Origin of the sequence: Bacillus cereus group sp. BfR-BA-01430 (assembly GCF_022663115.1) — a bacterium.
Lineage (GTDB): Bacteria > Bacillota > Bacilli > Bacillales > Bacillaceae_G > Bacillus_A > Bacillus_A cereus_BD.
Genome location: NZ_JAKUEW010000010.1, coordinates 115,689 through 137,899 on the forward strand (window position 1 = coordinate 115,689; position 22,211 = coordinate 137,899).

Consider the following 22,211-nt stretch of genomic DNA (forward strand, 5'->3'; position numbering starts at 1 on the left):
TCGCCCCCTAATTTTGATCCACAAGTGATACGTATTGTTTTCTTTGCCATTTTTTCTGGATTTCAACACCATTTTGCGGATGACGTTTTTTATTTCTTGGGTTTGAAGCAGGGAGTGGACGATTTCCTTTTTCGCGTAGTACGCGCATTTTCACCCTTGTTTGTTTATAAGCTGGTGTACATGTATAAATATCGGTTGCCGTACCTGTTAAAATATTAATGGCTTCTTCATTCACTGTTGCATGCATTGGTAAATATAACTCATTACCAGTAACGCGATCTGTAATAAGTGCCTGCACTTTAATTTTGCCAAATGGTGAGGTAAGCTCAACAAGACCACCATCTTTTACATTTCGTTCTTGAGCAAGTTCCGGCGAAATCTCTACAAACACTTCAGAAATTTTTGATAGAATTCCAGCTGATTTTTTCGTCATATTTCCTTCATGGAAATGTTCTAATACACGACCATTATTTAATAATAAATCATAGTCTTCTGGTGCTTCAACTGGCGGCACCCATTCATCTAGTGATAGGCGAGCTTTTTTATCAGGAAAATGAAAGCCATCCACATATAATAGCGGTGTATCTTTACCGTCATGGCTTCCCCAACATAAGCTATTCCATCCTTCTAGACGATCATATGTTGCTTGTGAATAAAGTGGTGCAAGCGATGCAATTTCATCCATAATTTCACTTGGACTCTCATAATTCCAATCGCCACCAAGAGCGCGTGCTACTTTTTGTAAGATCCACCAATCAGGCTTAGAATCACCGAGCGGCGGCATTACTTCATACAATCTTTGAATGCGGCGCTCCGTATTCGTAAATGTTCCTTCTTTTTCTAAGCTTGGTGCTGCTGGTAAAATGACATCGGCAAAGCGAGCTGTTTTGGATAAAAACATATCTTGTACAACAAGGAAATCAAGATTTGCTAAAATATGTTGTACGTGATTCGCATTCGAATCCACCAATGCCATTTCTTCTCCCATTACATACATACCACGTAGTTTGCCTTCTTCTGCAGCAGCAAGCATCGCAATATTATTCAATCCTGGCTCTTTCGGAATCGTAGTTCCATATGCTTTTTCAAATTTCGCACGAAGCGCATCATCTGATACTGCTTGATATCCCGGAAGCCAGTTTGGTAATGTTGCCATGTCGCAAGCGCCTTGTACGTTATTATGCCCGCGCAATGGGTATGCACCTCCACCAGGACGACGATAGTTACCTGTTACAAGAAGCAAGTTAGAAATCGCTGCTGATGTTGTACTTCCTCCTGTATTTTGTGTAACTCCCATGCCCCAAAGTACGCAAGTTCCATCTGCTTCATAGACCATACGTGCAATATCTTTTAATGTATCCTTAGAAATCCCTGTAATTTCCTCCGTATAATCAAGCGTATACTTCTCTAACATTTTGCTATATGCATCAAAATTCTTTACATTTTCATTTATGAATGATTGATCATGCCACCCTTGATCAATGATATATTTTGTTACGCCAGCAAGCCATACATAATCGGTTCCTTGGCGCGGATGAACAAACAAATCAGCCCGTTCTGCCATCTCATGTTTCCGAAGATCTGCTACAATAAGCTTTTGTTCGTGCAATTTATGAGCACGTTTCACGCGTGTCGCCAGTACAGGATGACCTTCTGTTGGATTTGCTCCTACAATAATAACAAGTCCAGCTTCAGCAATATCTTTTATTGTACCAGAGTCTCCTCCCATACCAACTGTTTTAAATAAACCGTCTGTTGCCGGTGATTGACAATAACGGGAGCAGTTATCTACGTTATTTGTTCCATATATTTGCCGAGCTAATTTTTGCATTAAATAGTTTTCTTCATTTGTTACTTTGGAAGAAGAAATAAACCCAAATGCATCGCTTCCATATTCAGATTTTATGCGTTGCATATTGGATGCAACGACTTCTAAAGCCTCTTCCCACGAAGCTTCAACAAACGTATCTCCTTGACGAATTAACGGTTTTGTAATGCGGTCTTCACTATTGATAAAGTCCCAGCCAAATTTTCCTTTCACACATGTGGAAATTCCGTTTACTGGCGCGTCTGATACAGGTTGTACTTTTAAAATTTGACGGTCTTTCGTCCATACTTCAAATGAGCAACCAACGCCACAAAATGTACAAACTGTTTTCGTCTTATGAATCTTCGTTTTCCGCATCGCAGATTCCACTTCTGAAACTGCTAAAATACTACTATATCCTGGTTCTACATCTTTCACAAAATCAATCATTGGATCTAGTACATCCGGCTTAAGCCCTGTCATAAATCCAGCTTCTCCGAGCATCGTTTTTTCCATTAATGCATTACAAGGACAAACTGTTACACATTGACCACAACTTACACAAGATGAGTCATTAATGCTTACACCGTTATCCCAGATTACGCGCGGGCGATCTAAACTCCAATCAATAGATAATGTTTCATTCACTTGCAAGTTTTGGCATACTTCTACACATTGACCACATGCAATACATTGGTTTGGGTCATAACGATAAAATGGATGCGACATATCCACTTCGCTTGGGCTGACTTTCGGCTTATATGGATATTTCTGTTCTTCAATTCCCATCATATGTACCGTATTATGAATCTTACAATTCCCATTATTGTTATCACAAACTGTACAATATAATAAATGGTTCTCTAATATGCGATCCATCGCTTCCGTTTGCGCTGTTTTAGCACGTGCTGATTTTCTTTCAATACGCATCCCATCTTCCACTTTTGTAGAACAAGCACGCATTAATTTTCCATCTACCTCAACAATACATGTGTCACAAGTTTGAATTGGATCTACTTCTGGCACATGACAAATTTGTGGATGCTCTAAATTACTTTCGTTAAATAATTGTAGTATCGTTTTTTCATCCGTTGAAACAAACTCTTGCCCATCAATAGTTACACGAACTGTCTGTTCAGCCATAATTTCCCCTCTCCTTACAACTCACTACACAACACAAATATGAATCCGCTTTCAAATTTGCGTTGTTATACATATTTTGAAATACCTTACGTCCTATCTAAGATGGTCAATTCTATGGTGCTATTCACATATAATCCGAAAGTTAAAATGACACTATTCTACAGCTCTATTATATCGTAAATATACAATAATAACCAAAATAATCTTATAATGTAGGTAGTAGTTCAATATTTGATGATAAATAAGAAAAAATACATACAAAGGGGAAAAGAATATGGGTCCTGTCCAAGAAACATATAACATGGTGCATTATCAAGATGGCATGTTCTCTGAAAAACATGATGAAATTGTTACAGAGACTCCTATCACAATTAAATTAAACGGCGAAGAATATGTTACTGTAGTATGCACTCCAAATTATATCGAAGACATGGTAGTAGGCTTTTTAATTTCGGAAGGTATTATTTCTTCTTACCAACATATTGAAGAGCTATGGATTCAGAAAGATCAAGGAATCGTTCATGTAAAAGCAAAACAAATGAATCCACTTTACCAATCTTTATATAATAAAAGATATGTTACCTCTTGCTGTGGAAAAAGTAGACAAGGCTTTGTTTTTGTTAATGATGCAGCCAAAGCAAAAAAATTACATGATGTACATATCACACTCACTCCTGAAGAATGCTTTTATTTAATGACTGCCTTACAAAAGTCTTCCACTACATTCCAACAAACCGGCGGCGTTCATAATACAGCCTTATGTGATCGAAATAGCCTCATTTTATCAAGAATGGATATTGGCAGACATAACGCATTAGATAAAATATATGGCTATTGTTTACGTCATGATATACCCGTCACAGGAAAAATCATTGCATTTAGCGGCCGAATTTCATCTGAAATCTTATTAAAAGTTTCTAAAATCGGTTGTGAAATCATCCTTTCTAAATCTGCTCCAACAAAATTGGCATTACAACTTGCACATGATTTAGGAATTACTGTTGTCGGCTTTATTCGTAATAACTCTTGCAATATTTATACACATCCAGTGCGAATTGAAGGTTATGTATCTTCAAAAAAATAATTTTTTCAGGCGTTATTTTTAGTTATCAACATGGAATTGTCACAACCTCTTTCAAAGCATCTTTGTTTCATAAAAGATGCTTTTTTCTTACAACAATGTAATGTTTACGTCATCTTTATCGATCGTTCTTTCCAAACCAATTCGCTATACTAAAAATATAAAATGAGAATCAAAAATAGGTAGCAATGATACGAACAATAGACCAATTGCCATATGATTTCAATCCATAATTAGAGGAGTATGCAGAATGAAACAAACAACATATCGTATTTTTTTAATTTGTGGCACCGTAATTGTCACTTCAAGCTTAGCCATTCTTCCATGGTTTATCATATAAATTACAATCCTTCTATTGATTATATAAAGTGAAACTTTAATCAGTGGGGGTTTTCTTCATCCCCCACTGATTATTAGCCCTCACCAATCGGGCTGTTACGGGCAGTTAATCTCCCACCTATCTTCCTTGCTTCTCTCTGAATCTTGAGGTGGGAGTCTTACTGCCCTAAAATAGCGGGATAAATCAATGCATCATCCATCACGAATGATTAGCCTTCATTATTTTTCAGGCGGGCAGCTCTCCTCCCGCCTCGCATCTTTGTTTTCTCCTTAAATCTTTTACTACTTATAAATAATAGGATAAAAAAAAGCGAGTTGTTTCTAGTTAAAGAAACAATTCGCTTTTTTATTTATGATAAAATCCCGAAAAATTTATTTACACACGTTATAATGATTCATATAGATACCGTAATACACATTATCATTGCATTACGCCTTTTTTATAAACAATCTTCTTTTTCATCTATGTGCATTACAGTCGCCTTTATAAAAAAAGTGTGAGATAGGAACCTTTTCTTATCCGATGCGAGGTGAATACGAAAATCCTCACTATCTCACTTACACAATAGAATGGAATTGTCATTTTATAATTAAAATGACATGACGTTATGTCGCAACATAGGGTATTTTGTGTCGCTACGTCTTTATTATAAAAAAGAGTTGTGCAAAAGTAGTGCATTTTTTATGTCAATTACTTTTGCGCAAAGAGTTTTTCATTATTTTCATGTAAACTATACAAAGTAAAAAGAATGGTTGGGGTGTACAAGGATATGATAAAAATTTTATTAATAGACGATGAAGAACGCATGTTACAACTGTTAGATTTATTTCTCAGTCCACGTGGTTATTTTTGTATGAAGGCTAAATCAGGTTTTGAAGCTCTTGAACTCATCCAGCAAAAAGAGTTCGATATCATTTTGCTAGATGTCATGATGCCAAACATGGATGGCTGGGAAACATGTGAACAAATTCGGCAACTTAGCAATGTCCCGATCATCATGTTAACAGCTCGGAATCAAAATTACGATATGATAAAAGGATTGACAATAGGAGCTGACGACTATATTACGAAACCATTTGATGAGCAAGTACTTGTTGCAAGAATCGAGGCCGTATTGCGCCGAACGAAAAAAGAAGGATTTGTTAGCTTCAATGGAATTGAATGGGATAAAACGAAACATACCGTTACTGTTTATAATGAAAAAATCTCACTTACACCAATTGAGTTTGCATTACTAGGACTATTTTTACAAAATGCCAATCGCGCATACAGCCGTGATGATTTAATCGAAAAAATATGGGGATATCAAACAGATATTGAATATCGTACTGTCGATTCACATATTCGAAATATTCGTGAGAAATTAAGAAAAAAAGGATTTCCTGTTGAAAACTACTTAGAAACAATCTATAAAGTAGGATACAAATGGAAAAGTGAATAATCACTACAGCTAGCTGAATATATCGTCTCTTCTTTTATCAAAACTTCATTTCACTACTTAATAAGGCAGTTTTCCTTTTACTTCTCAATAGAACGTAGAAAAGAAAGGGGAACTGCCATGATTCATTAGGGAAAAATATATTTTTAATAACAGACTAATTCAATATGAAAATAAGGTATGGTGGAACAAAATGAATAAACTTTCCCTTAAAATTGGTACATATTTTTTAATATTAGCTTTATGTATTGAAACAATTGCCTTTGTCTCTTTTCATACAAGCCTTGCGAAATTACGTATCGATGAAGAAACAAATACTCTTTTAAATCAAGGGAATAAGTATCGAAACATCATCGAAAAATTTATAAATACTGGAAATGAGTCACGTGCTTTTAAAATCATTACTTTAATGGAATCTCACTCCGATTCAGATACAACTATGGTCATAACAGACACGAATGGAAAAATTATTTCCACTTCAGATATTGTTACAGAAAGGATGAAGAAGCAACTTGCTTGTAAAATAGAATCTATTTCGAGGAACGGGAAAACAGTTGAAACAAACTGGAAAAAGTCTAAATTCATTTCAACTGCAAGTCCCATTATTACGAAAGGACAAGTTACCGGATATGTACATATGTTTTTAAATACATCTTTCTTAGAAAAAATGATTTCTCGTTTAACAAATCAATTCATTATTATTGGATGTTTAACTCTTATTTTAACAACTATTTCTGTCTTTCTTTTTTCTCGCGTTATTACAGATCCACTTATTAAAATGAAAAAAGCGACAGAACGAATGCCTAAATTAAATAAACCCATTGCATTAGGAATTAAACGCAATGATGAACTTGGTAGTTTGGCTACAACAATTGAAGAACTATCAAGTGAACTAACTTATATGAAAAAAGAAAGAAATGAATTTCTTTCCAGTGTTGCGCATGAATTGTTAACCCCCCTGACATATATGAAAGGATATGCAAAAGTCGCCAAAAGAGAAGGGTTGTCCAAAGAAGAACGCGAGGAATATTTACAAATTATCGAAGATGAAACAGATAGTATTACAGCACTCATACAAGACTTATTCGACTTAGCCCAACTAGAACAGCATCAGTTCATCATAAAAAAACAAAAAGTAACCCTTAGACCATTTCTCGAAAAAATTATTGAAAAAACAAAAACAAACTTTTCTAAAATGGACATACAAATTCGATTACATTGTAATACTCACCTGAACGTTTATATAGATGAACGCCGTATGGAACAAGTTATGCTAAATTTGTTACAAAACGCGTATCAGCATTCCCATGAACCATCTATCATTACAATAAATGTGCTTGAAAATGAGAATACTTTTACTATATGTGTTCAAGATGAAGGAGAAGGTATTCCTAGAGAAGATCTTCCTCATATTTTCGATCGCTTCTACCGTGTTGATAAATCAAGAACAAGGGCAACGGGTGGAAAAGGAATTGGCTTAGCTGTTGCGAGAGAAATTGTAGAACTGCATAATGGAACCATTACCGTCCAAAGTGAATTAAGAGTCGGAACAGAATTTCTAATAAAATTGCCGATCCAATAATATGAAACTTGAATCAGCGGGGCGTTTTCTTCATCCCCATTGATTATAAGCCCTTACCAATTAAGCTGTCACAAATAGCGGAATAACAGAAACCGATATTTTTCGCCAAAAAAAACCATTATTCGAGCCAAGCTTTTGAAATTATTCTTATTTCAATATAAAATATAACTACATTTGTCAGAAATACGGAGGGTGATATACTTGGATATTCATGTACTAACAAAGGATGAAGCAGAAATTTATTTAGAACTTCGTGTAGAAGGATTAAAACAAAATCCTGAAGCTTTCAGCTCTTCTTATGAAGATATTATTAATAAAGAATGCCCGATTGAATATAAAGCGCAAAAACTTGCACAAGATGAAAATTATACACTAGGTGCATTTAAAGACGGCGAATTAATCGGAGTTGCAACTCTAGAAACGAAACCATATGTAAAACAAGAACATAAAGCAAAAATTGGTTCTGTATATGTATCTCCAAAAGCACGCGGCCTTGGTGCTGGACGCGCTCTTATTAAAGAATGTATCGAACTTGCAAAAAAACTCGAAATCGAACAAATTATGCTTGATGTTGTTGTTGGGAATGACGGTGCAAAAAAACTATACGAATCATTAGGATTTAAAACATTCGGCGTTCAAGAACGCTCTTTAAAATATAATGGCCAATATTGGGACGAAGAACATATGGTGTTATTCTTAGATCAAGAGAAATAATGCAACCAAGAAAAGCACTCTCATACACGTGAGAGTGCTTTTCTTGGTTACTCTTACCCATCCAATTACTTATCTGAGCCTATAATTTTGTATCTGTTCTCTTCCTAACAGTGCTCAAAAAAACTTCTTTTTACATTTCTAATGAAATGTAAAAAGAAGTCGTACGAAACTTATAACCTCTTTGTATCATTTTAAAGGAATTGTCCCACTCTCTAGTAAATACAATTACAGTAACAATACAAAGTGGGAGTGTGGCTACATGAAAAAAATAAGTACTACGATACTATCCATCTTTCTTATGAGCGGCTGCGCAGCAACACAACCAGATTCAAAATCCTCCGAAAAACAAATAACGGAGATCTCAAAGCCTCAAACAAATGCACCTTCATTTTTTCATCTTAGCGTTTTAAAAGATGTGAATTGGGAGGAAAGCCCTTCGTTTGCCGAAGGAAAAATGCTCTTAAAAGGTATTGAAGGGAAAATTGCTATTGCAGATAGTGTATTTACTTCGAGTGAAGCAATGGAACATATGTGGTTTTTTCTCGATTCCCAAATACCAAATGGACAATTCTCTATTATTGCTTTAAAACAAGGGAATACCGCTCCAACTCCCGTTATTCTTTCAAATGAAAACTCCGAAAAAATTTGGACAGCACCAAAATTACTCCAACCTGGAACAAAAGAAATGCCTCTACTTATGTCACTGCCTTCTGCTGGATTATGGGTTTTAAATATATATATAAACAGAGAATATTACGAGCAACTTGTTATCAATGTAGAGTAATTTCTACTTCCAGAATTCGCTGCTCACACTCTCAATTCCTTAAGGTAAGAACAACATTGTCGTGAAGTAAAGTTCATAATGCTACAAGAAACAGCAACTCATTCCTTTTATTAGAGATTTCTTATCTTCTAAAAAAGGTGCCCTCTTACGAAAGAAGGCACCTTTTCTAGAATTCATAACTTGGTATTTTTTTAATTTGCGCTACTCCGGACTCAATTGCTGCTTTCGCTACTGCAGCTGCCACACTTGGCACAACTCTTTTATCAAGCGGATTTGGGATAACATAGTTTTCATTTCTTTCTTCATCCGTAATAATGTTAGCGATCCCATATGCCGCTGCTAATTTCATTTCTTCTGTAACATCCGTTGCACGTACATCTAATGCCCCTCGGAATATACCAGGAAACGCTAATACATTATTTACTTGATTCGGATAATCAGATCGTCCTGTGCCAACAACAGCTGCTCCGGCTGCTAACGCTTCATCTGGGAATATTTCCGGAATTGGATTTGCCATCGCAAATACAATTGGCTTTTTATTCATCGTCTGTACAAGCTCTTTTGTTAATACATTTGGAGCAGATACACCGATAAAAATATCCGCCTCACGAATTGCCTCTTTTAAGGATCCACGCACATGTTCTCGATTTGTTTTCTTTGCAATTTCTATTTGTGCTGGATTCATCCATAATTCTCCCTCACAAACAATGCCTTCTAAACTTACTAATGTCATATGCTCTACTCCGGCTTTTAATAACAAGTTCCCAATTGCTATTCCCGCTGATCCCGCACCATTAATGACAATTTTCACTGTATTCATCTGCTTCTTTACTACTTTTAATGCATTAATTACAGCAGCTAACACGACAATTGCCGTCCCATGCTGATCATCATGAAAAACTGGAATATTTGTTTCTTCTTTTAGACGTTTTTCAATTTCAAAGCAACGCGGCGCTGCAATATCTTCTAAATTGATTCCAGCAAATGTCGGCTCTAAATTTTTCACAAGGGTAACGATTTCATCTACATCTTTTGTTCCTAAACATAACGGAAATGCATCTACGTTCGCGAATTTCTTAAATAAAATACACTTTCCTTCCATAACGGGCATCGCCGCTTTCGGTCCAATATCACCTAAGCCAAGTACAGCTGTCCCATCGGATACAACTGCCACCATATTACCGCGTGCTGTGTAATCATACGCTGTCTCTTCATCAGCCGCGATTGCTTTACAAGACTCCGCTACTCCCGGTGTATATGTCAAACTTAAATCCTCGGCTGAATTTACTTCTACTTTACTCGTAATTTCAATCTTTCCTACTAACTCTTTATGAAGTAATAATGATCGCTCATTAATTTGACTTTCTAACATCGGTATATTCTCCCCTCAATTTGACAAGCTAGCCATTTCTTTCTATAGCTAGCTTGTCCGATCGTTATTTAAGAAAACATTTTTAATAAAATTGTTGCGATTACAACCATCGCTGCGCCACCTAAACGTGTTGAAATTTGCGCAAATGGCATCAATTCCATACGATTAGAAGCTGATAAGATTGCAACATCTCCTGTTCCACCTAAGCCGCTATGACACCCTGTTACAATCGCAGATTCAACTGGATACATTTTCATAATTTTCCCAACAAAATAACCAGACGTTATCATTGTTAAAACAACTGAAGCACACACAGCGACATATCCAAATGAAAGAACCGCTGCTACATCTTTTAATGGAATATATAATAACCCTAGACCAACCATTAAAGGCCACGTTAAATTTTTCGAAATAAATTTATATAAGTGAAATGCCCCTTGCTCCATCTTTGCCGGCATTAATTTGAAATATTTCACAATTGCTGCCGAAAAAATCATAATGATTGCGCCTGGAATTCCAATAAATTTAGAGGCAAATCCTCCAAAAATAAAGAATGTACAAGCAATTAATAATCCTGCTCCCATTAATGAAAAATCAATTGGCTTCTCTTTATTTTGTTCTTTTAGTAGTTCTGCTTGATTATCTGTTTTTACTAGTACACCATTCCCGCTTAGCTCTGGCTTTTTCTCACCTAAACGCTTCATATACCCCGCACCAACAATCGCAAACATATTCCCGATAATCGCTGCTGGAATAAGCTGTGAGACGAATGTTGCTGATGATTCATTTAAAATATCACTATAAGCTAATGAAAGTGGTAAAATCCCTTCTCCAATTCCGCCACTTACAATTGGCACAATAATAAAGAAGAATGTTCTCTTCATTTCAAATCCAAATAAAGAACCAACTAGTAACCCTACTACTACAGATGCTATCGTTCCTACCACTAAAGGAATAAACATTCGAATAAATCCTTGTACTAACACTTTTCGGTTCATTCCTAAAATGCTTCCTACTACTAAACAAGAAATATATAAGTATAAAAAGTTCGATTTCTTCATTAACATCGTTGCAGCTTCCATAGATGCTGGATTCATCCAATTAAAAAAGACGAGTAAGGATGGAATAAATAATGAAAGAATCGCCGGTCCACCAATATTTCTCAAAATTGGAATTCTCATTCCGATATCGCCTAAGAAAATCCCCATAATCATAATAACGGCAAATCCACCAATCATATCTGCAGGCAATTTCTGATATACAGATGCTCCATAAATAATAGCTGCTAGAACAAGATATAATGGCAATGGTATAACACCGATTTTAATATTCATCATTTTAGAAGCGAAAGTTTCTCGTTTTGATTCATTTCTTTCTACAAATGATACCGCTTCCATATTATTTTGAATTCCCATATGGCACCCCCTTATATTCTTATTCCAATATTAAAACGCTTCCAATAGTAAAAATAGTTTTTGTAAGTTTTGTAACTAATTTTGTAATTAAAAAAAGTATAAGCGACTTGCAAAAGTCGCTTATACATACAAATCTATTTTGTTATGATCAATACATCTTAATTTACTTACAGGTCTTCCTACTTGTTGATATACCATTTCATTTTCTAAAACACCAATTTCTATTAAAAACTTCACATATTTCCGAATAGACACTCTTGAAATCCCTACTAATTGTGCCATTTCATCAGTAGAAAATGCCTTGCCGTAAAGCAACTCAATTTGCCGCCAAATAAGCTGTAATGTTTCCTTTGTTAGTCCTTTTGGCAACTCTTGATTTGCATTTGCTTCTACTTTTTCCTTTTTGAGAATGAGTGTATCTAATTCAGATTGACTAATCTGTTGTTGCTCTTTCATAAATTGAACCTTCTTCCGGTATGCAATTAACGCTTCTTTGAACCTTTCAAATGTAAATGGTTTAATTAAATAATCTACCACTCCATATTGCAGTGCCTTTTTAATGCTACTCATATCATGCACAGCTGAAATCATCATAATATCAATTTCTTTTTCTTGATTTCGAACATACATCAATAGTTCAAATCCTGTATCTTCAGGCATAAAAATATCGAGTAGAATAAATTCCACATTTAATTTCTCTAATATTCTTATTGCTTCTTTGACAGAATAGGCCACTGAAACTAGTTCGAATCCCCCAACCTGCTCTAAATAATATTTATTTAGCATTGCTACCATCGGATCATCTTCTACAATTAAAACTTTAATCATCTTTGTATCTCATCCCTACTTTGTATATGGTATTTCAATTGTGATAGTTGTTCCCTTTTCTACTAATGATTGAACATGTATTTTTCCATTGATTCTCTTCATACTTTCATTTACAAGAAATAGACCATAACCTCGGTTATTTCCTTTTGTAGAATACCCTTTCATCAATACTGTATCGAGCCGATCTGTCGGTATCCCATGTCCTGTATCTTTCACTATAATCATTAATGTGTCTTCATAATAAATTTCAATTTGAACTCGTTTCTCTTCACAATTTGTTACCGCATCCAATGCATTATCAATTAAATTTCCCACAATCGTGATTAGCTCATGAATCATACTTTCATCAAATATATCTGGTAAATAAGAATCCTCACTTACAATGAGCGCTATATTCCTCTCTCTTGCATAGCTAAGTTTACCAAGTAAAAAGCCAACAATTACAGGGTTTTTAACTTTTTTCATAATGCCACCAATTTCATATTGCTGCTCTGATACCATACTACTAACATATTTCTGTAACTCACCATATTGCTTCATATGTGTAAGCCCCAGTACAACATGCATCTTATTCATAAATTCATGAGACTGCGCTCGCAATGCTTCAGCATATAATCGAATCCCTGTTATTTCTTCTGCCAATTTTCTTATTTCTGTTTTGTCACGAAAGGTTGCAATCGCACCAACAATTTCACCATCTACATATAGAGGAACCCTATTTGTAACAATCGTAACTCCATACGCATTCTGCTCTTCATGTAACTGAGCTTGTCCTGTCTGTAACACTTCTTTAATACGTGAATTAGGCATATATGATTCAACATCTTTACCAATACATTCTTCCTCAAGACTACTTTTTTTCAATAACCGCTTCGCCTCATGATTAATAAGTGTAACTCTTGCCTCTTTATCTACCGCAATAATTCCTTCTTTAACAGATTGTAGCATTGTATTTCTTTCTTCTAAAATTTTTGCAATTTCATGTGGTTCCAGGCCAAACAAAATCTTTTTAATATGTCTGGCTAATAACACTGCCCCGATAATCCCAACCAATATTCCTATGCTAATTCCAATATAAATAATATGTCTACTTTCTTTCGTTCTCTCTTTTACATTATCAGCTGAAATCCCAACAGCAACTGCACCAACTTGCTTCCCTGCTTCAGAAAATACAGGTACAAATACGCGCATCGAAATCCCTAACGTTCCTTCAGCTAAAGACATATGTTCTTTTCCCTTTAAAACCGTTCCCTCATCCCCTCCAACAAAATGATGACCGATTTTTTGAGGATTTGGATGAGATTTTCGAATTCCATTCATATCCATAACGACAATAAACTGAACATCTGTATTTTTTAATAACCTGTTCGTATATGTTTGAATTTCAACTGCATCTTTTCTGCCTGTTAAGCCGTCCAGCACAATTGGTGAATGCGCTACAATACGCGCAATTATTTTAGCCTTTTCTGCTTGGCTTTCTTCTGTCGTACGCTCAACATGATGACTAATTAAAATGTCCGTTACAAGCAAAGAAAGTACAACAACAGTGCACACCAGTAATGTAATCGTTTTCCATAAACTTAATAATCTTCTATTTCTCATCCTTTCATTGACTCCCCTATTATTTATCAAAATCATACTTCTTTAAATAGAAAAATAAGTAAGGCAATAAAAATTTCACCTTACTTATTTCACACTATTATATTTTAAATTCACTAATCATTTCTTGTAACTCTTCCGCCATCTCTGCTAAATTTTGTGCAGCTGAATGAATTTCAGTCATCGAGCTAACTTGTTCTTCAGCTGATGCTGCGATACTTTGCACGCTAGCTGTATTTTCTTCTGCTGCCGCTGCAATTTCATCGATTGCATTTGTTACTTCATTCGCTTCTCTTGCCATAAGCTTAGTCGTATCTACCATTTGATTCACTTGTGAAACGATATGATTTGTCGAATCTAAAATTTCAGTAAAACTTAATTTTGTTTTGCTTACAACTTCTAATCCGCACTGAACCTCGTCGCTTACATGTCCCATTGATTGTACAGTATTCTCAATATCAGCTTTAATTTCTTTAATTAAATTAGCAATTTCACTTGATGATTCCCCCGACTGCTCTGCCAACTTTCTAACCTCATCAGCCACAATAGCAAAGCCTCGGCCCTGCTCACCTGCACGAGCTGCTTCGATCGCTGCATTTAAAGCAAGTAAGTTTGTTTGCTGGGCAATGCTTTGAATAGCTTCTGAAATGGCACCAATTTGTTTTGATTTCTCATCAAGGCGCTTGATCATACCATCTGAGTGCGAAACAGATTCAGAAATAGAATGCATTTGTTTCGCTGTTTGACCTACTAGTTTTTCCCCTTCATCAGCTTTTTGTCTTGTATGAGATGAAGAAACAGAAATAGATTGTACGCTTCCTGTTAAATTTTGAATTGCCGTGTTTACTTGCTGTAATGTCGCTGCACCTTCTTCAACACCTTGACTTTGCGATTCTGCTCCGCTTGATACTTGTTCTAGCGCTAATGTAATTTGATCTGTTGCATCATTTGCCTGTTGGACACTCGCTGTTAACTCCTCAGCTGATGCTGCCACATGCTCTGATGAAAAGCTGATTTTTGAAATAACGCTACGAAGAGATTCTGACATTTTATTGAATGACTGCGCTAAATCTCCTATTTCATCCTTCGAGTAAATCTTGAGTTCTTCTCTTAAATCGCCTTTACTAATTTTATATGCAGAATCCACAATTTTACGTAACGGTTTTATAATAGATTGCATAAGGAAATAAACTAAAATACTACCAAGAACAATAGAAATCGTAATAACAATTAATGTTTTATAAAAAACTGGGTCAGCTGCTTGAACCACTTCCTCTGCAAACATAACCCCAACTATTTTCCACCCTGTTTTTTCATTTGTTATAAAAATTATATTTTTGTCATCGCCTTTTTCTGTATAAGATGAGCTTCCTTGCTTTTTCTCATAAATAGGCGTTACCCAAGAATCTGTAATCTTTGAACCAGCTTTTTTTGATGGATGACTAACAACTTGTTTATTTTGATCTAAAATAACAGTATATCCTTTATTACCGATTTCTATCATTTTAGAAACCTTTACTATGTTATCTAAATTTAAATTAATCCCTACAACACCTTTACCATCCTTCGTTTGCTTCGCAACCGTTACCACCATATTTTTTGTAGATGTTGACTGATACGGAGCCGTGACAATTACTTTCCCTTTGTTTTCAATCGCTTCTTTATACCATGACCTGTCCGTTGGATTATATCCATCCGGCATTTGCTTAAATGGCTCTCTTATAAATTTCCCTGTCTGCGTTCCAATATAGATGCCTTCTACATCTGGGTGAAGCCTCATATATTGTGTTAATTTTGTTCTTACGATATCTTCTTGTCCGTCCGGATATGTATCCTCCGTTAAAACATCTGCAAAGTATGCTGCATCCACATATTTCGCTTCCATATTTTGTTTAATCACACTATTTAAAACTGCGATATTTTCTTTTGCTTTTTTCGTAAGTTGTTGATCAAAATTTTCCTTGGCAGTCTGATATGATACACCACCAATAATAAGTCCAGGTATAGTTAAAATAATTAAAAATGCAAAAACTAACTTCTTCTTAATACTTGTTCCTCTAAATCGTTTCCATATATTTTGCATCATACTCCACCTCTAGTTGAATATCAAACATCTGTGTTATTTTATACAATTAGAATCCATAAAACAATATATAATGATTATATTTTAGAAAATTGTCAATTAAATGTTTGAAAAATATTCACTAATTTGAATAATCCTTATGTATGATCGTTGCTGTTCAATATATCCTTCTTATAAAAAAGAAGCGGAATTCAGTAGCATATCTATACTACATTCCGCCTCTTTTTACGCTGTTTGATGTATTCTTAATTTGAATAAATATACACTTTCTTGTTCATTTGAATGATCCTAGAAAAGGATTGCATGATTCTAAAAATCTTGTTTATACTCCACTAAATAAGCATAATGAGTTCATCTCTAATAAGTATCCTCTGTACACGTATCCAACATAATTTCACCAAGTTGTTTCCCTTTCATATCTTTTCTCGTTCATTGAAATCGCTTGACTTCCCATTTGAACCCATGCCTGTTCAAAATTTTCTCGTGATACACGTATGCTTGGTTGGTTGCTAAGCGGGTCATGAATGTATACCGATTCCTTATCATAGCCAACGAGAAGAACACAATGTTCATTGTACGTAATCGAAACATTTCCTGTCTTTGTTTTCCATATACGAAATTCATCCGCATCTAATGGAGTGTATGTTGCATTTGTAATCATCACAACAGGATTGCCAGCTCGTATTCTTTCATAAATTCCCTCTATATTTTCACCTGTTAAATCAACAACTTGATTTGGTAAATATTTATTTGCTAGCTGAAAAAGCGGCTTATGATATACCCCATACCCGGACTCAGAAAATGTATAAATGTTCCCTACAAATCCTTCATTGGGATTCCCACGCAAACCGTTATGTAAAAACGGAATTTTTGGTATTTCTTCTGCAAGCGTCATTTTATCAACTGTAACACCCGCATACTGTAACATCATCGCTAAACTTGTTACTTCACACCCTCTATCCAATTCTGGCGCTTGTCTAATGAATGGAACGTGTTGTAATAATACCTTTTCTTCACTTCTTTTCTGCAGATTTTGTGAAGTTGAAAAACAGCGCTGTGTTTGATTACTTATAGAAACTGGATAAAAAGCAATATTCTTGATCACTTCTTTATGATCTGTAATAGGCAGAATATCATTCTTCTTTATATACATGCTACTGCTGCCTATTCCGACTCCTATTAAGCATATATACTTCTTCCAATTGCGCATCATTCTTTTATTTCACGCCCTTGTTCATTCGTTAAAAACAACTAGCATACTTATCGTTCTTTCGAGCTTTGCAAGTCTCTTTCCTTATTGTTTATCTCTTTCTTGCTCCATTCATCATTTGAATCACTTCTTGTTTATTTCTTTTTATGTTTCATAAATATCTTGTCCATATAAAGTAATATAATACTTTTTAGTATCTAGGTTCACACTTATTTTTAAGCAATTCTTGACTTTACATGATAAGGAATGAGGAATAAAAATAATCATGCATTATCCTCCAATTATAGAAAAAAGTAAGAGATCATGATTTTCCTGACCTCTTACTTTTTCTTTACCCTTTATACTATTCTACCGTTTCAATTGTTTCGTTCGCTCCCGCTTCTTTGAGCATATTTACGATTTCTGTAAACCCTCTTCTTTCTGCATGTTCCAAAGGTGTAATGCCTTCACGATCAGCTAGATTTACATCTGCTCCATGATTGATTAATAGTTGCACAACTTGTTTATGATTATCACTGCCATTTCCTAACACAATTGCCTTAAGTAAAGCTGTCCATCCATTATCATTTTTATCGTTCACATCAATATCTGTACGATTTAATAGCTCTTTGACTACTTCGACATGTCCTCTCTCAGCAGCCAGAATAAGCGCTGTCCCACCAGAATGGTTTGTTTCTCTTACATTTGTTCCAGCATCAATTGTTAATCTAACAATATCGACATACCCTTCGGTACTTGCATAAAGAAAAGGATTGTCTTGCTTTTTATCTTGTAATTCAATATCAGCCCCCGCTTGAATCAAAGCCTTTACAGTTTCAACGTGATTGTGGTATGTTGCAGCCATGACAGGTGTTTCTCCTTGGTCACCCGTTACATTTATATTCGCTCCGTCTTTTATTAACTTAATAGCAGTTTCTGTATCACCAAGCGTTGCCGAAAGCAATAATTGCTTATCCATTAAGTTCATGCTCTTCTCTTCTTTTTCCCTCTGTTTCTTTTCCTGTTTCTTTTCACTTTTCACATGAACTGGCTTCGTTTCAGGTTCTTCTTGTTTATCACAAGCCACTGTCATCATGAATATTCCCAATAACATACATAATAAAATCTTTTGTTTCCTCACACCTACAGCTCCTATGAAAGATAATGTTTTTTTAACCATTCCTTCATTACATGTAATAACTCTTCTTCAATAGTTTTATCCATAAGTCCCTTATATTCCTTCCTTAATCGAGGCATTGTGTGCTTATGTTCAGCATTTCTTAAAACATGATTCATGTTCGGAATGATATGCCACTCTGCTTTACCATTAACATGTGAAACAATTCGCTCCACATGTTCAGGAGGCACCTGTATATCCCTTCCTCCTGTAATTGCTAAAACTGGGCATAATACTTTTTCTAAATACGTAACTATATTATATTGTAACCGTTCTCTTAACCATTTGGCATCTAATTTTATACCTTTTGTCCGAATACTGTCTTCTGTCAAAAGTTGTACTTCTCTTATAATTTTATCATTTCTTAATTTCATATGATATGGTATTTTGAAAACCTTCCATAACCAGCTTACAAATCTAGAACATCTCTCGTCCACATGATTTTCTAATTTTGTTTCTAATATAGAATTTGATGGTTCCACCGCACCTGCAAGCATAATTAAGCCAGCAACAGACTCCTTACTATAAACTGCTGGTGCTAATAGCGCTCCTTCACCATGCCCTGCGATAATGATTCGTTTTGGATCTATGAGCGGATGATCTTTTAAAAACCGAACCCACAAAGTAGCATCATCAATTAAATCTTGTATTCCTACTTTTCTATAATTCCCTTTACTTTTACAAACTCCACGCTTATCATAACGCAACACCGCAAACCCTAATGCTGTCCAATAATGAGCTAATTCTTTATATACGTTTACTTGTAAACATCCAACATTTCCATTACGATCCATTTTTCCAGTATCACCAATTATTATAATTGCTGGATATGTTGCCGCGTAATAGGTAGGAATTGTTAAAGTGCCTTGAAGAGTAGTGACACTTTCGATTGTCACCAACAATTCTTTTCCCATTGCTATTCCCTCCTTATCTTTTTGAAGATAATTGGAACGAAAACAGTTATAAATTCTTCATTTTACGCCTTATTGTATCGTATTAAAAGTGAAATATAGACATTCCATTTCTTCTAATGAAATGTTGTAAAGTTTACAATGAATATGTTTCGAATAAACCTCTAATAAAAAAAGGTGTGTAGTAACTTCTACGCACCTTTCTATTCACAACCTGTAATGATTAAGTCATCTTCTAATGTTATTAGTAGTGTGTCCGTATTCACCTTTTGACCAACTTCTATATGTACTGCTCTTATATTTCCGCTAATACCCACTGCAACTTTTTCTAATGTCCCATCATTCTTGCGAATCATCATTAACTTTTCCCATTCATAAACATAGGATGACTCATCAACAAAAATCTCTTCTACCACTCCGATACACGAGCTATAAATTTCTTCAATTATTACTTTCATTCAAAACCTACTCCCTACTTCACACGTCTCTATTTTCTCATCTATTCTATCATCCTTGTCTTGAACAGATTATATTTTTAAATATTCTAAATAAAACTTGTGAACAAAGTAAAAGCGGAGTAGACCTTCCCACTCCGCTTTTACCTCTTATAATCTAAATTTCCCTATCATCTCTTGCAACTCTTCAGCCATTTGTGATAAATGTACTGCTGCTGAATTAATTTCTTCCATTGAAGCTAATTGCTCTTCAGAAGAACCAGCGATATTTTGTACACTTGCTGCATTTTCTTCAACTGTTGCTGCAATTTCATTCATAGATGAGCTTACTTGTTTCGCATCCGTCGTCATACGTTTTGCGATTTCTACCATATTATGAATTTGTGAAACAGTATCATTTGTAGATTTTAATATTTCCGCAAAGCTTTGTTTTGTTTCATTCGCAACAACAAGCCCTGATTCTACTTCTGTTCCTACTTGATTCATCGAACCTACAGTTTGTTTTATATCCGATTGAATTTCTACAACTAGTTTTCCAATTTCTGTTGACGATTGTCCTGATTGCTCAGCTAATTTTCGAACTTCATCTGCTACAATTGCGAAACCTCTGCCATGCTCACCTGCTCGTGCCGCCTCAATCGCCGCATTTAATGCTAATAAATTTGTCTGCTCTGCAATATTTTGAATGACTTCAAGGATTTCTCCAATCTGTTTTGATTTATCTTCCAGTAGTGCAATCACTTTATCTGATTGCGAAACAGACTCATGAATTAATTTCATTTGTTGAACAGTCTTTTCGACTAACTTCCCACCATTTTCAGCTTTTTGTTTTGTATATGCAGATGCATTTGATACAAGTGAAGAACTATCCGCAACACGTTGAATTCCTTCTGTAACTTCTTCCAGCAACGTTGCACCATCTTCAACTTCTCGATTTTGTATTTCCGCACCGCTTGATACTTGCTCCATCGCTTTTGTAATTTGCTCTGTCGCTTCACTTGCTTGCTTCACACTAGCTGTTAATTCTTCTGACGAGGCTGCTACATGCCCTGCTGATAGATTAATTTTGGAAATTAAATCACGTAGAGCTGCTCCCATTTCATTAAAACTAATCCCTAGTTGTCCAATTTCATCATTTGAATGAACATTCACTTTTTCTGTTAAGTCACCTTCACTAATTTTTTTCGATGACATAACGAGTTGTTTTAACGGTTTAATAATAGATACAATAATGAAATAAATTAAAACTCCACCAATTAATAAAGAAATACCTATTACAGTTAATGTTTTAGAAAAAATTGGTGCAGCTGCTTGAATGATTTCTGTCGAAGGCATAATACCTACTATTTTCCATCCTGTTTTCTTATTTGTTTCAAAAATTACATTTCGTTCTTCACCGTCTTGGACAAATTTGAAATTTCCTTTTTCTTTTTGATACAGCTCTTGTATTGCTGAGTCTTCTAGTTTTTCACCCGGCTTTTTCGTTGGATGTGCCACTACACGTGTATCTTGATCAAAAATTGCTACATAACCTTGCTTACCAATATTAACTATTTTTGAAGTATTTACAATATCATTAATAATTAAATCGATACCAAGAACACCACTTTTATCTTCATTTTGTTTTGCTAATGTAATCACTATGTTTCCTGTCGTTTTGGATTTATATGGAGCTGTTACAATTACCTCTCCGCTTTTTTTTACCGCCTCTTTATACCAATCTCTTTCTGTAGGATTATATCCTTCTGGCATTTCAGTAACCGGTGATTGAATAAACTGCCCATTTTTAGAGCCAGTATAAATGGCCTCTAATTCTGGATGTAGCTGATTATATTCTTCTAATTTATTTTGTATATTTTGAACTTGATCTCCTTGATAACTCGCTTCTGTAAATAATTTTGTAAAATATTTAGCATCTACTTGCTTCTTATCTAGTTCTTTATTAATGACATTATCTAAAATTTTTATGTTATCTTTTGCTGTTTCCAAAATTGTATCATTAAAATTTGTTTTCGCTTGTAGATAAGACGTCCAACCAATTACAATACTTGGAAGGACTAGAATGATAATATATGATACAAGTAATTTCGTTTTTAAACCTATTCCTCTCAATTTCTTTGTTCCTTGTTCCATTTCTCTGTCTCCTTTATGTTTTGTTAATAAACATTTAGTAATATTATCCATTTTTAAAAATTATGATATAATGAAGTCTTACGCATATTTTTAATTCTATATAAAACAAATAACGAAAACAATATATAAGATTGTCTTTTTTTTTATAATTTTCAGCAAT

16 protein-coding genes are annotated in these 22,211 nt (G+C 34.9%); 5 read left to right on the forward strand and 11 right to left on the reverse strand.

From position 1 onward, the window contains the following. Positions 1-7: 7 nt before the first annotated feature. On the reverse strand, positions 8-2,950 hold the full coding sequence (gene fdhF, locus MR058_RS16580; protein ID WP_242145018.1) for a formate dehydrogenase subunit alpha: 2,943 nt from the start codon (positions 2,948-2,950) through the stop codon (positions 8-10). A 274-nt stretch (positions 2,951-3,224) separates the two neighbouring features. On the opposite strand from fdhF, the gene fdhD reads away from it, so the two are divergent. The 5 genes from fdhD (at position 3,225) to MR058_RS16605 (ending at position 8,889) form a co-directional block, all read left to right on the forward strand. Beyond that, entirely contained in the window at positions 3,225-4,034 is an 810-nt protein-coding gene (gene fdhD, locus MR058_RS16585) for a formate dehydrogenase accessory sulfurtransferase FdhD (protein ID WP_242145019.1), read from the forward strand. A 1,106-nt stretch (positions 4,035-5,140) separates the two neighbouring features. Beyond that, entirely contained in the window at positions 5,141-5,812 is a 672-nt protein-coding gene (locus tag MR058_RS16590) for a response regulator transcription factor (protein ID WP_242145021.1), read from the forward strand. Between the two features lie 190 nt (positions 5,813-6,002). After that, entirely contained in the window at positions 6,003-7,391 is a 1,389-nt protein-coding gene (locus tag MR058_RS16595) for a HAMP domain-containing sensor histidine kinase (RefSeq protein ID WP_242145022.1), read from the forward strand. Between the two features lie 201 nt (positions 7,392-7,592). After that, positions 7,593-8,105: a GNAT family N-acetyltransferase gene (locus MR058_RS16600; protein ID WP_242145023.1), complete on the forward strand. Its 513-nt coding sequence runs from the start codon at positions 7,593-7,595 to the stop codon at positions 8,103-8,105. 259 nt (positions 8,106-8,364) lie between these two features. Further along, a complete protein-coding gene (locus MR058_RS16605; RefSeq protein ID WP_242145024.1) occupies positions 8,365-8,889 on the forward strand; it encodes a DUF4871 domain-containing protein in 525 nt (174 codons plus the stop codon). Positions 8,890-9,055: 166 nt separating this feature from the next. On the opposite strand, the gene MR058_RS16610 is transcribed toward MR058_RS16605, so the two are convergent. The 10 genes from MR058_RS16610 to MR058_RS16655 all read right to left on the reverse strand — a co-directional run bounded on the left by MR058_RS16610 (position 9,056) and on the right by MR058_RS16655 (position 22,051). Further along, positions 9,056-10,261, reverse strand: a complete 1,206-nt coding sequence (locus MR058_RS16610; protein WP_242145025.1) for an NAD(P)-dependent malic enzyme — start codon at positions 10,259-10,261, stop codon at positions 9,056-9,058. Positions 10,262-10,329: 68 nt separating this feature from the next. Beyond that, entirely contained in the window at positions 10,330-11,676 is a 1,347-nt protein-coding gene (locus MR058_RS16615) for a 2-hydroxycarboxylate transporter family protein (RefSeq protein WP_242145026.1), read from the reverse strand. Between the two features lie 120 nt (positions 11,677-11,796). Then, positions 11,797-12,504, reverse strand: coding sequence for a response regulator (locus tag MR058_RS16620; RefSeq protein ID WP_242145027.1), 708 nt, complete (start codon positions 12,502-12,504; stop codon positions 11,797-11,799). A gap of 15 nt (positions 12,505-12,519) precedes the next feature. Next, positions 12,520-14,106 (reverse strand): sensor histidine kinase, encoded by a 1,587-nt coding sequence (locus MR058_RS16625; protein WP_242145028.1) that lies wholly within the window; start codon positions 14,104-14,106, stop codon positions 12,520-12,522. Between the two features lie 97 nt (positions 14,107-14,203). Next, the gene (locus MR058_RS16630; RefSeq protein ID WP_242145030.1) at positions 14,204-16,186 is read right to left on the reverse strand and encodes a methyl-accepting chemotaxis protein; all 1,983 of its coding nucleotides are present in this window, start codon (positions 16,184-16,186) and stop codon (positions 14,204-14,206) included. A gap of 394 nt (positions 16,187-16,580) precedes the next feature. After that, on the reverse strand, positions 16,581-17,399 hold the full coding sequence (locus MR058_RS16635; RefSeq protein ID WP_242145031.1) for a C39 family peptidase: 819 nt from the start codon (positions 17,397-17,399) through the stop codon (positions 16,581-16,583). Between the two features lie 340 nt (positions 17,400-17,739). Next, positions 17,740-18,555 carry an ankyrin repeat domain-containing protein gene (locus MR058_RS16640; protein WP_242145032.1) on the reverse strand — a complete coding sequence of 272 codons (816 nt, stop codon included), beginning with the start codon at positions 18,553-18,555 and terminating at the stop codon, positions 17,740-17,742. Next, complete coding sequence (locus MR058_RS16645) at positions 18,528-19,466, reverse strand: alpha/beta hydrolase family protein (protein ID WP_242145033.1); 939 nt, start codon at positions 19,464-19,466, stop codon at positions 18,528-18,530. Before MR058_RS16645 ends, MR058_RS16640 begins: the two co-directional genes overlap by 28 nt. A 200-nt stretch (positions 19,467-19,666) precedes the next feature. Beyond that, positions 19,667-19,921, reverse strand: a complete 255-nt coding sequence (locus tag MR058_RS16650; protein ID WP_242145034.1) for a biotin/lipoyl-binding protein — start codon at positions 19,919-19,921, stop codon at positions 19,667-19,669. Between the two features lie 147 nt (positions 19,922-20,068). Beyond that, a complete protein-coding gene (locus MR058_RS16655; protein ID WP_242145035.1) occupies positions 20,069-22,051 on the reverse strand; it encodes a methyl-accepting chemotaxis protein in 1,983 nt (660 codons plus the stop codon). Positions 22,052-22,211 lie beyond the last annotated feature (160 nt).

What these genes read in the sequence shown, in the direction of transcription:
- MR058_RS16620 (WP_242145027.1), bottom strand. Translation starts at nt 12,504, where the DNA reads ATGATTAAAGTTTTAATTGTAGAAGATGATCCGATGGTAGCAATGCTA.
- MR058_RS16605 (WP_242145024.1), top strand. Translation starts at nt 8,365, where the DNA reads ATGAAAAAAATAAGTACTACGATACTATCCATCTTTCTTATGAGCGGC.
- MR058_RS16630 (WP_242145030.1), bottom strand. Translation starts at nt 16,186, where the DNA reads ATGCAAAATATATGGAAACGATTTAGAGGAACAAGTATTAAGAAGAAG.
- MR058_RS16655 (WP_242145035.1), bottom strand. Translation starts at nt 22,051, where the DNA reads ATGGAACAAGGAACAAAGAAATTGAGAGGAATAGGTTTAAAAACGAAA.
- MR058_RS16590 (WP_242145021.1), top strand. Translation starts at nt 5,141, where the DNA reads ATGATAAAAATTTTATTAATAGACGATGAAGAACGCATGTTACAACTG.
- MR058_RS16625 (WP_242145028.1), bottom strand. Translation starts at nt 14,106, where the DNA reads ATGAGAAATAGAAGATTATTAAGTTTATGGAAAACGATTACATTACTG.
- fdhF (WP_242145018.1), bottom strand. Translation starts at nt 2,950, where the DNA reads ATGGCTGAACAGACAGTTCGTGTAACTATTGATGGGCAAGAGTTTGTT.
- MR058_RS16645 (WP_242145033.1), bottom strand. Translation starts at nt 19,466, where the DNA reads ATGGGAAAAGAATTGTTGGTGACAATCGAAAGTGTCACTACTCTTCAA.
- MR058_RS16595 (WP_242145022.1), top strand. Translation starts at nt 6,003, where the DNA reads ATGAATAAACTTTCCCTTAAAATTGGTACATATTTTTTAATATTAGCT.
- MR058_RS16635 (WP_242145031.1), bottom strand. Translation starts at nt 17,399, where the DNA reads ATGATGCGCAATTGGAAGAAGTATATATGCTTAATAGGAGTCGGAATA.
- MR058_RS16615 (WP_242145026.1), bottom strand. Translation starts at nt 11,676, where the DNA reads ATGGGAATTCAAAATAATATGGAAGCGGTATCATTTGTAGAAAGAAAT.
- fdhD (WP_242145019.1), top strand. Translation starts at nt 3,225, where the DNA reads ATGGGTCCTGTCCAAGAAACATATAACATGGTGCATTATCAAGATGGC.
- MR058_RS16610 (WP_242145025.1), bottom strand. Translation starts at nt 10,261, where the DNA reads ATGTTAGAAAGTCAAATTAATGAGCGATCATTATTACTTCATAAAGAG.
- MR058_RS16650 (WP_242145034.1), bottom strand. Translation starts at nt 19,921, where the DNA reads ATGAAAGTAATAATTGAAGAAATTTATAGCTCGTGTATCGGAGTGGTA.
- MR058_RS16640 (WP_242145032.1), bottom strand. Translation starts at nt 18,555, where the DNA reads ATGGTTAAAAAAACATTATCTTTCATAGGAGCTGTAGGTGTGAGGAAA.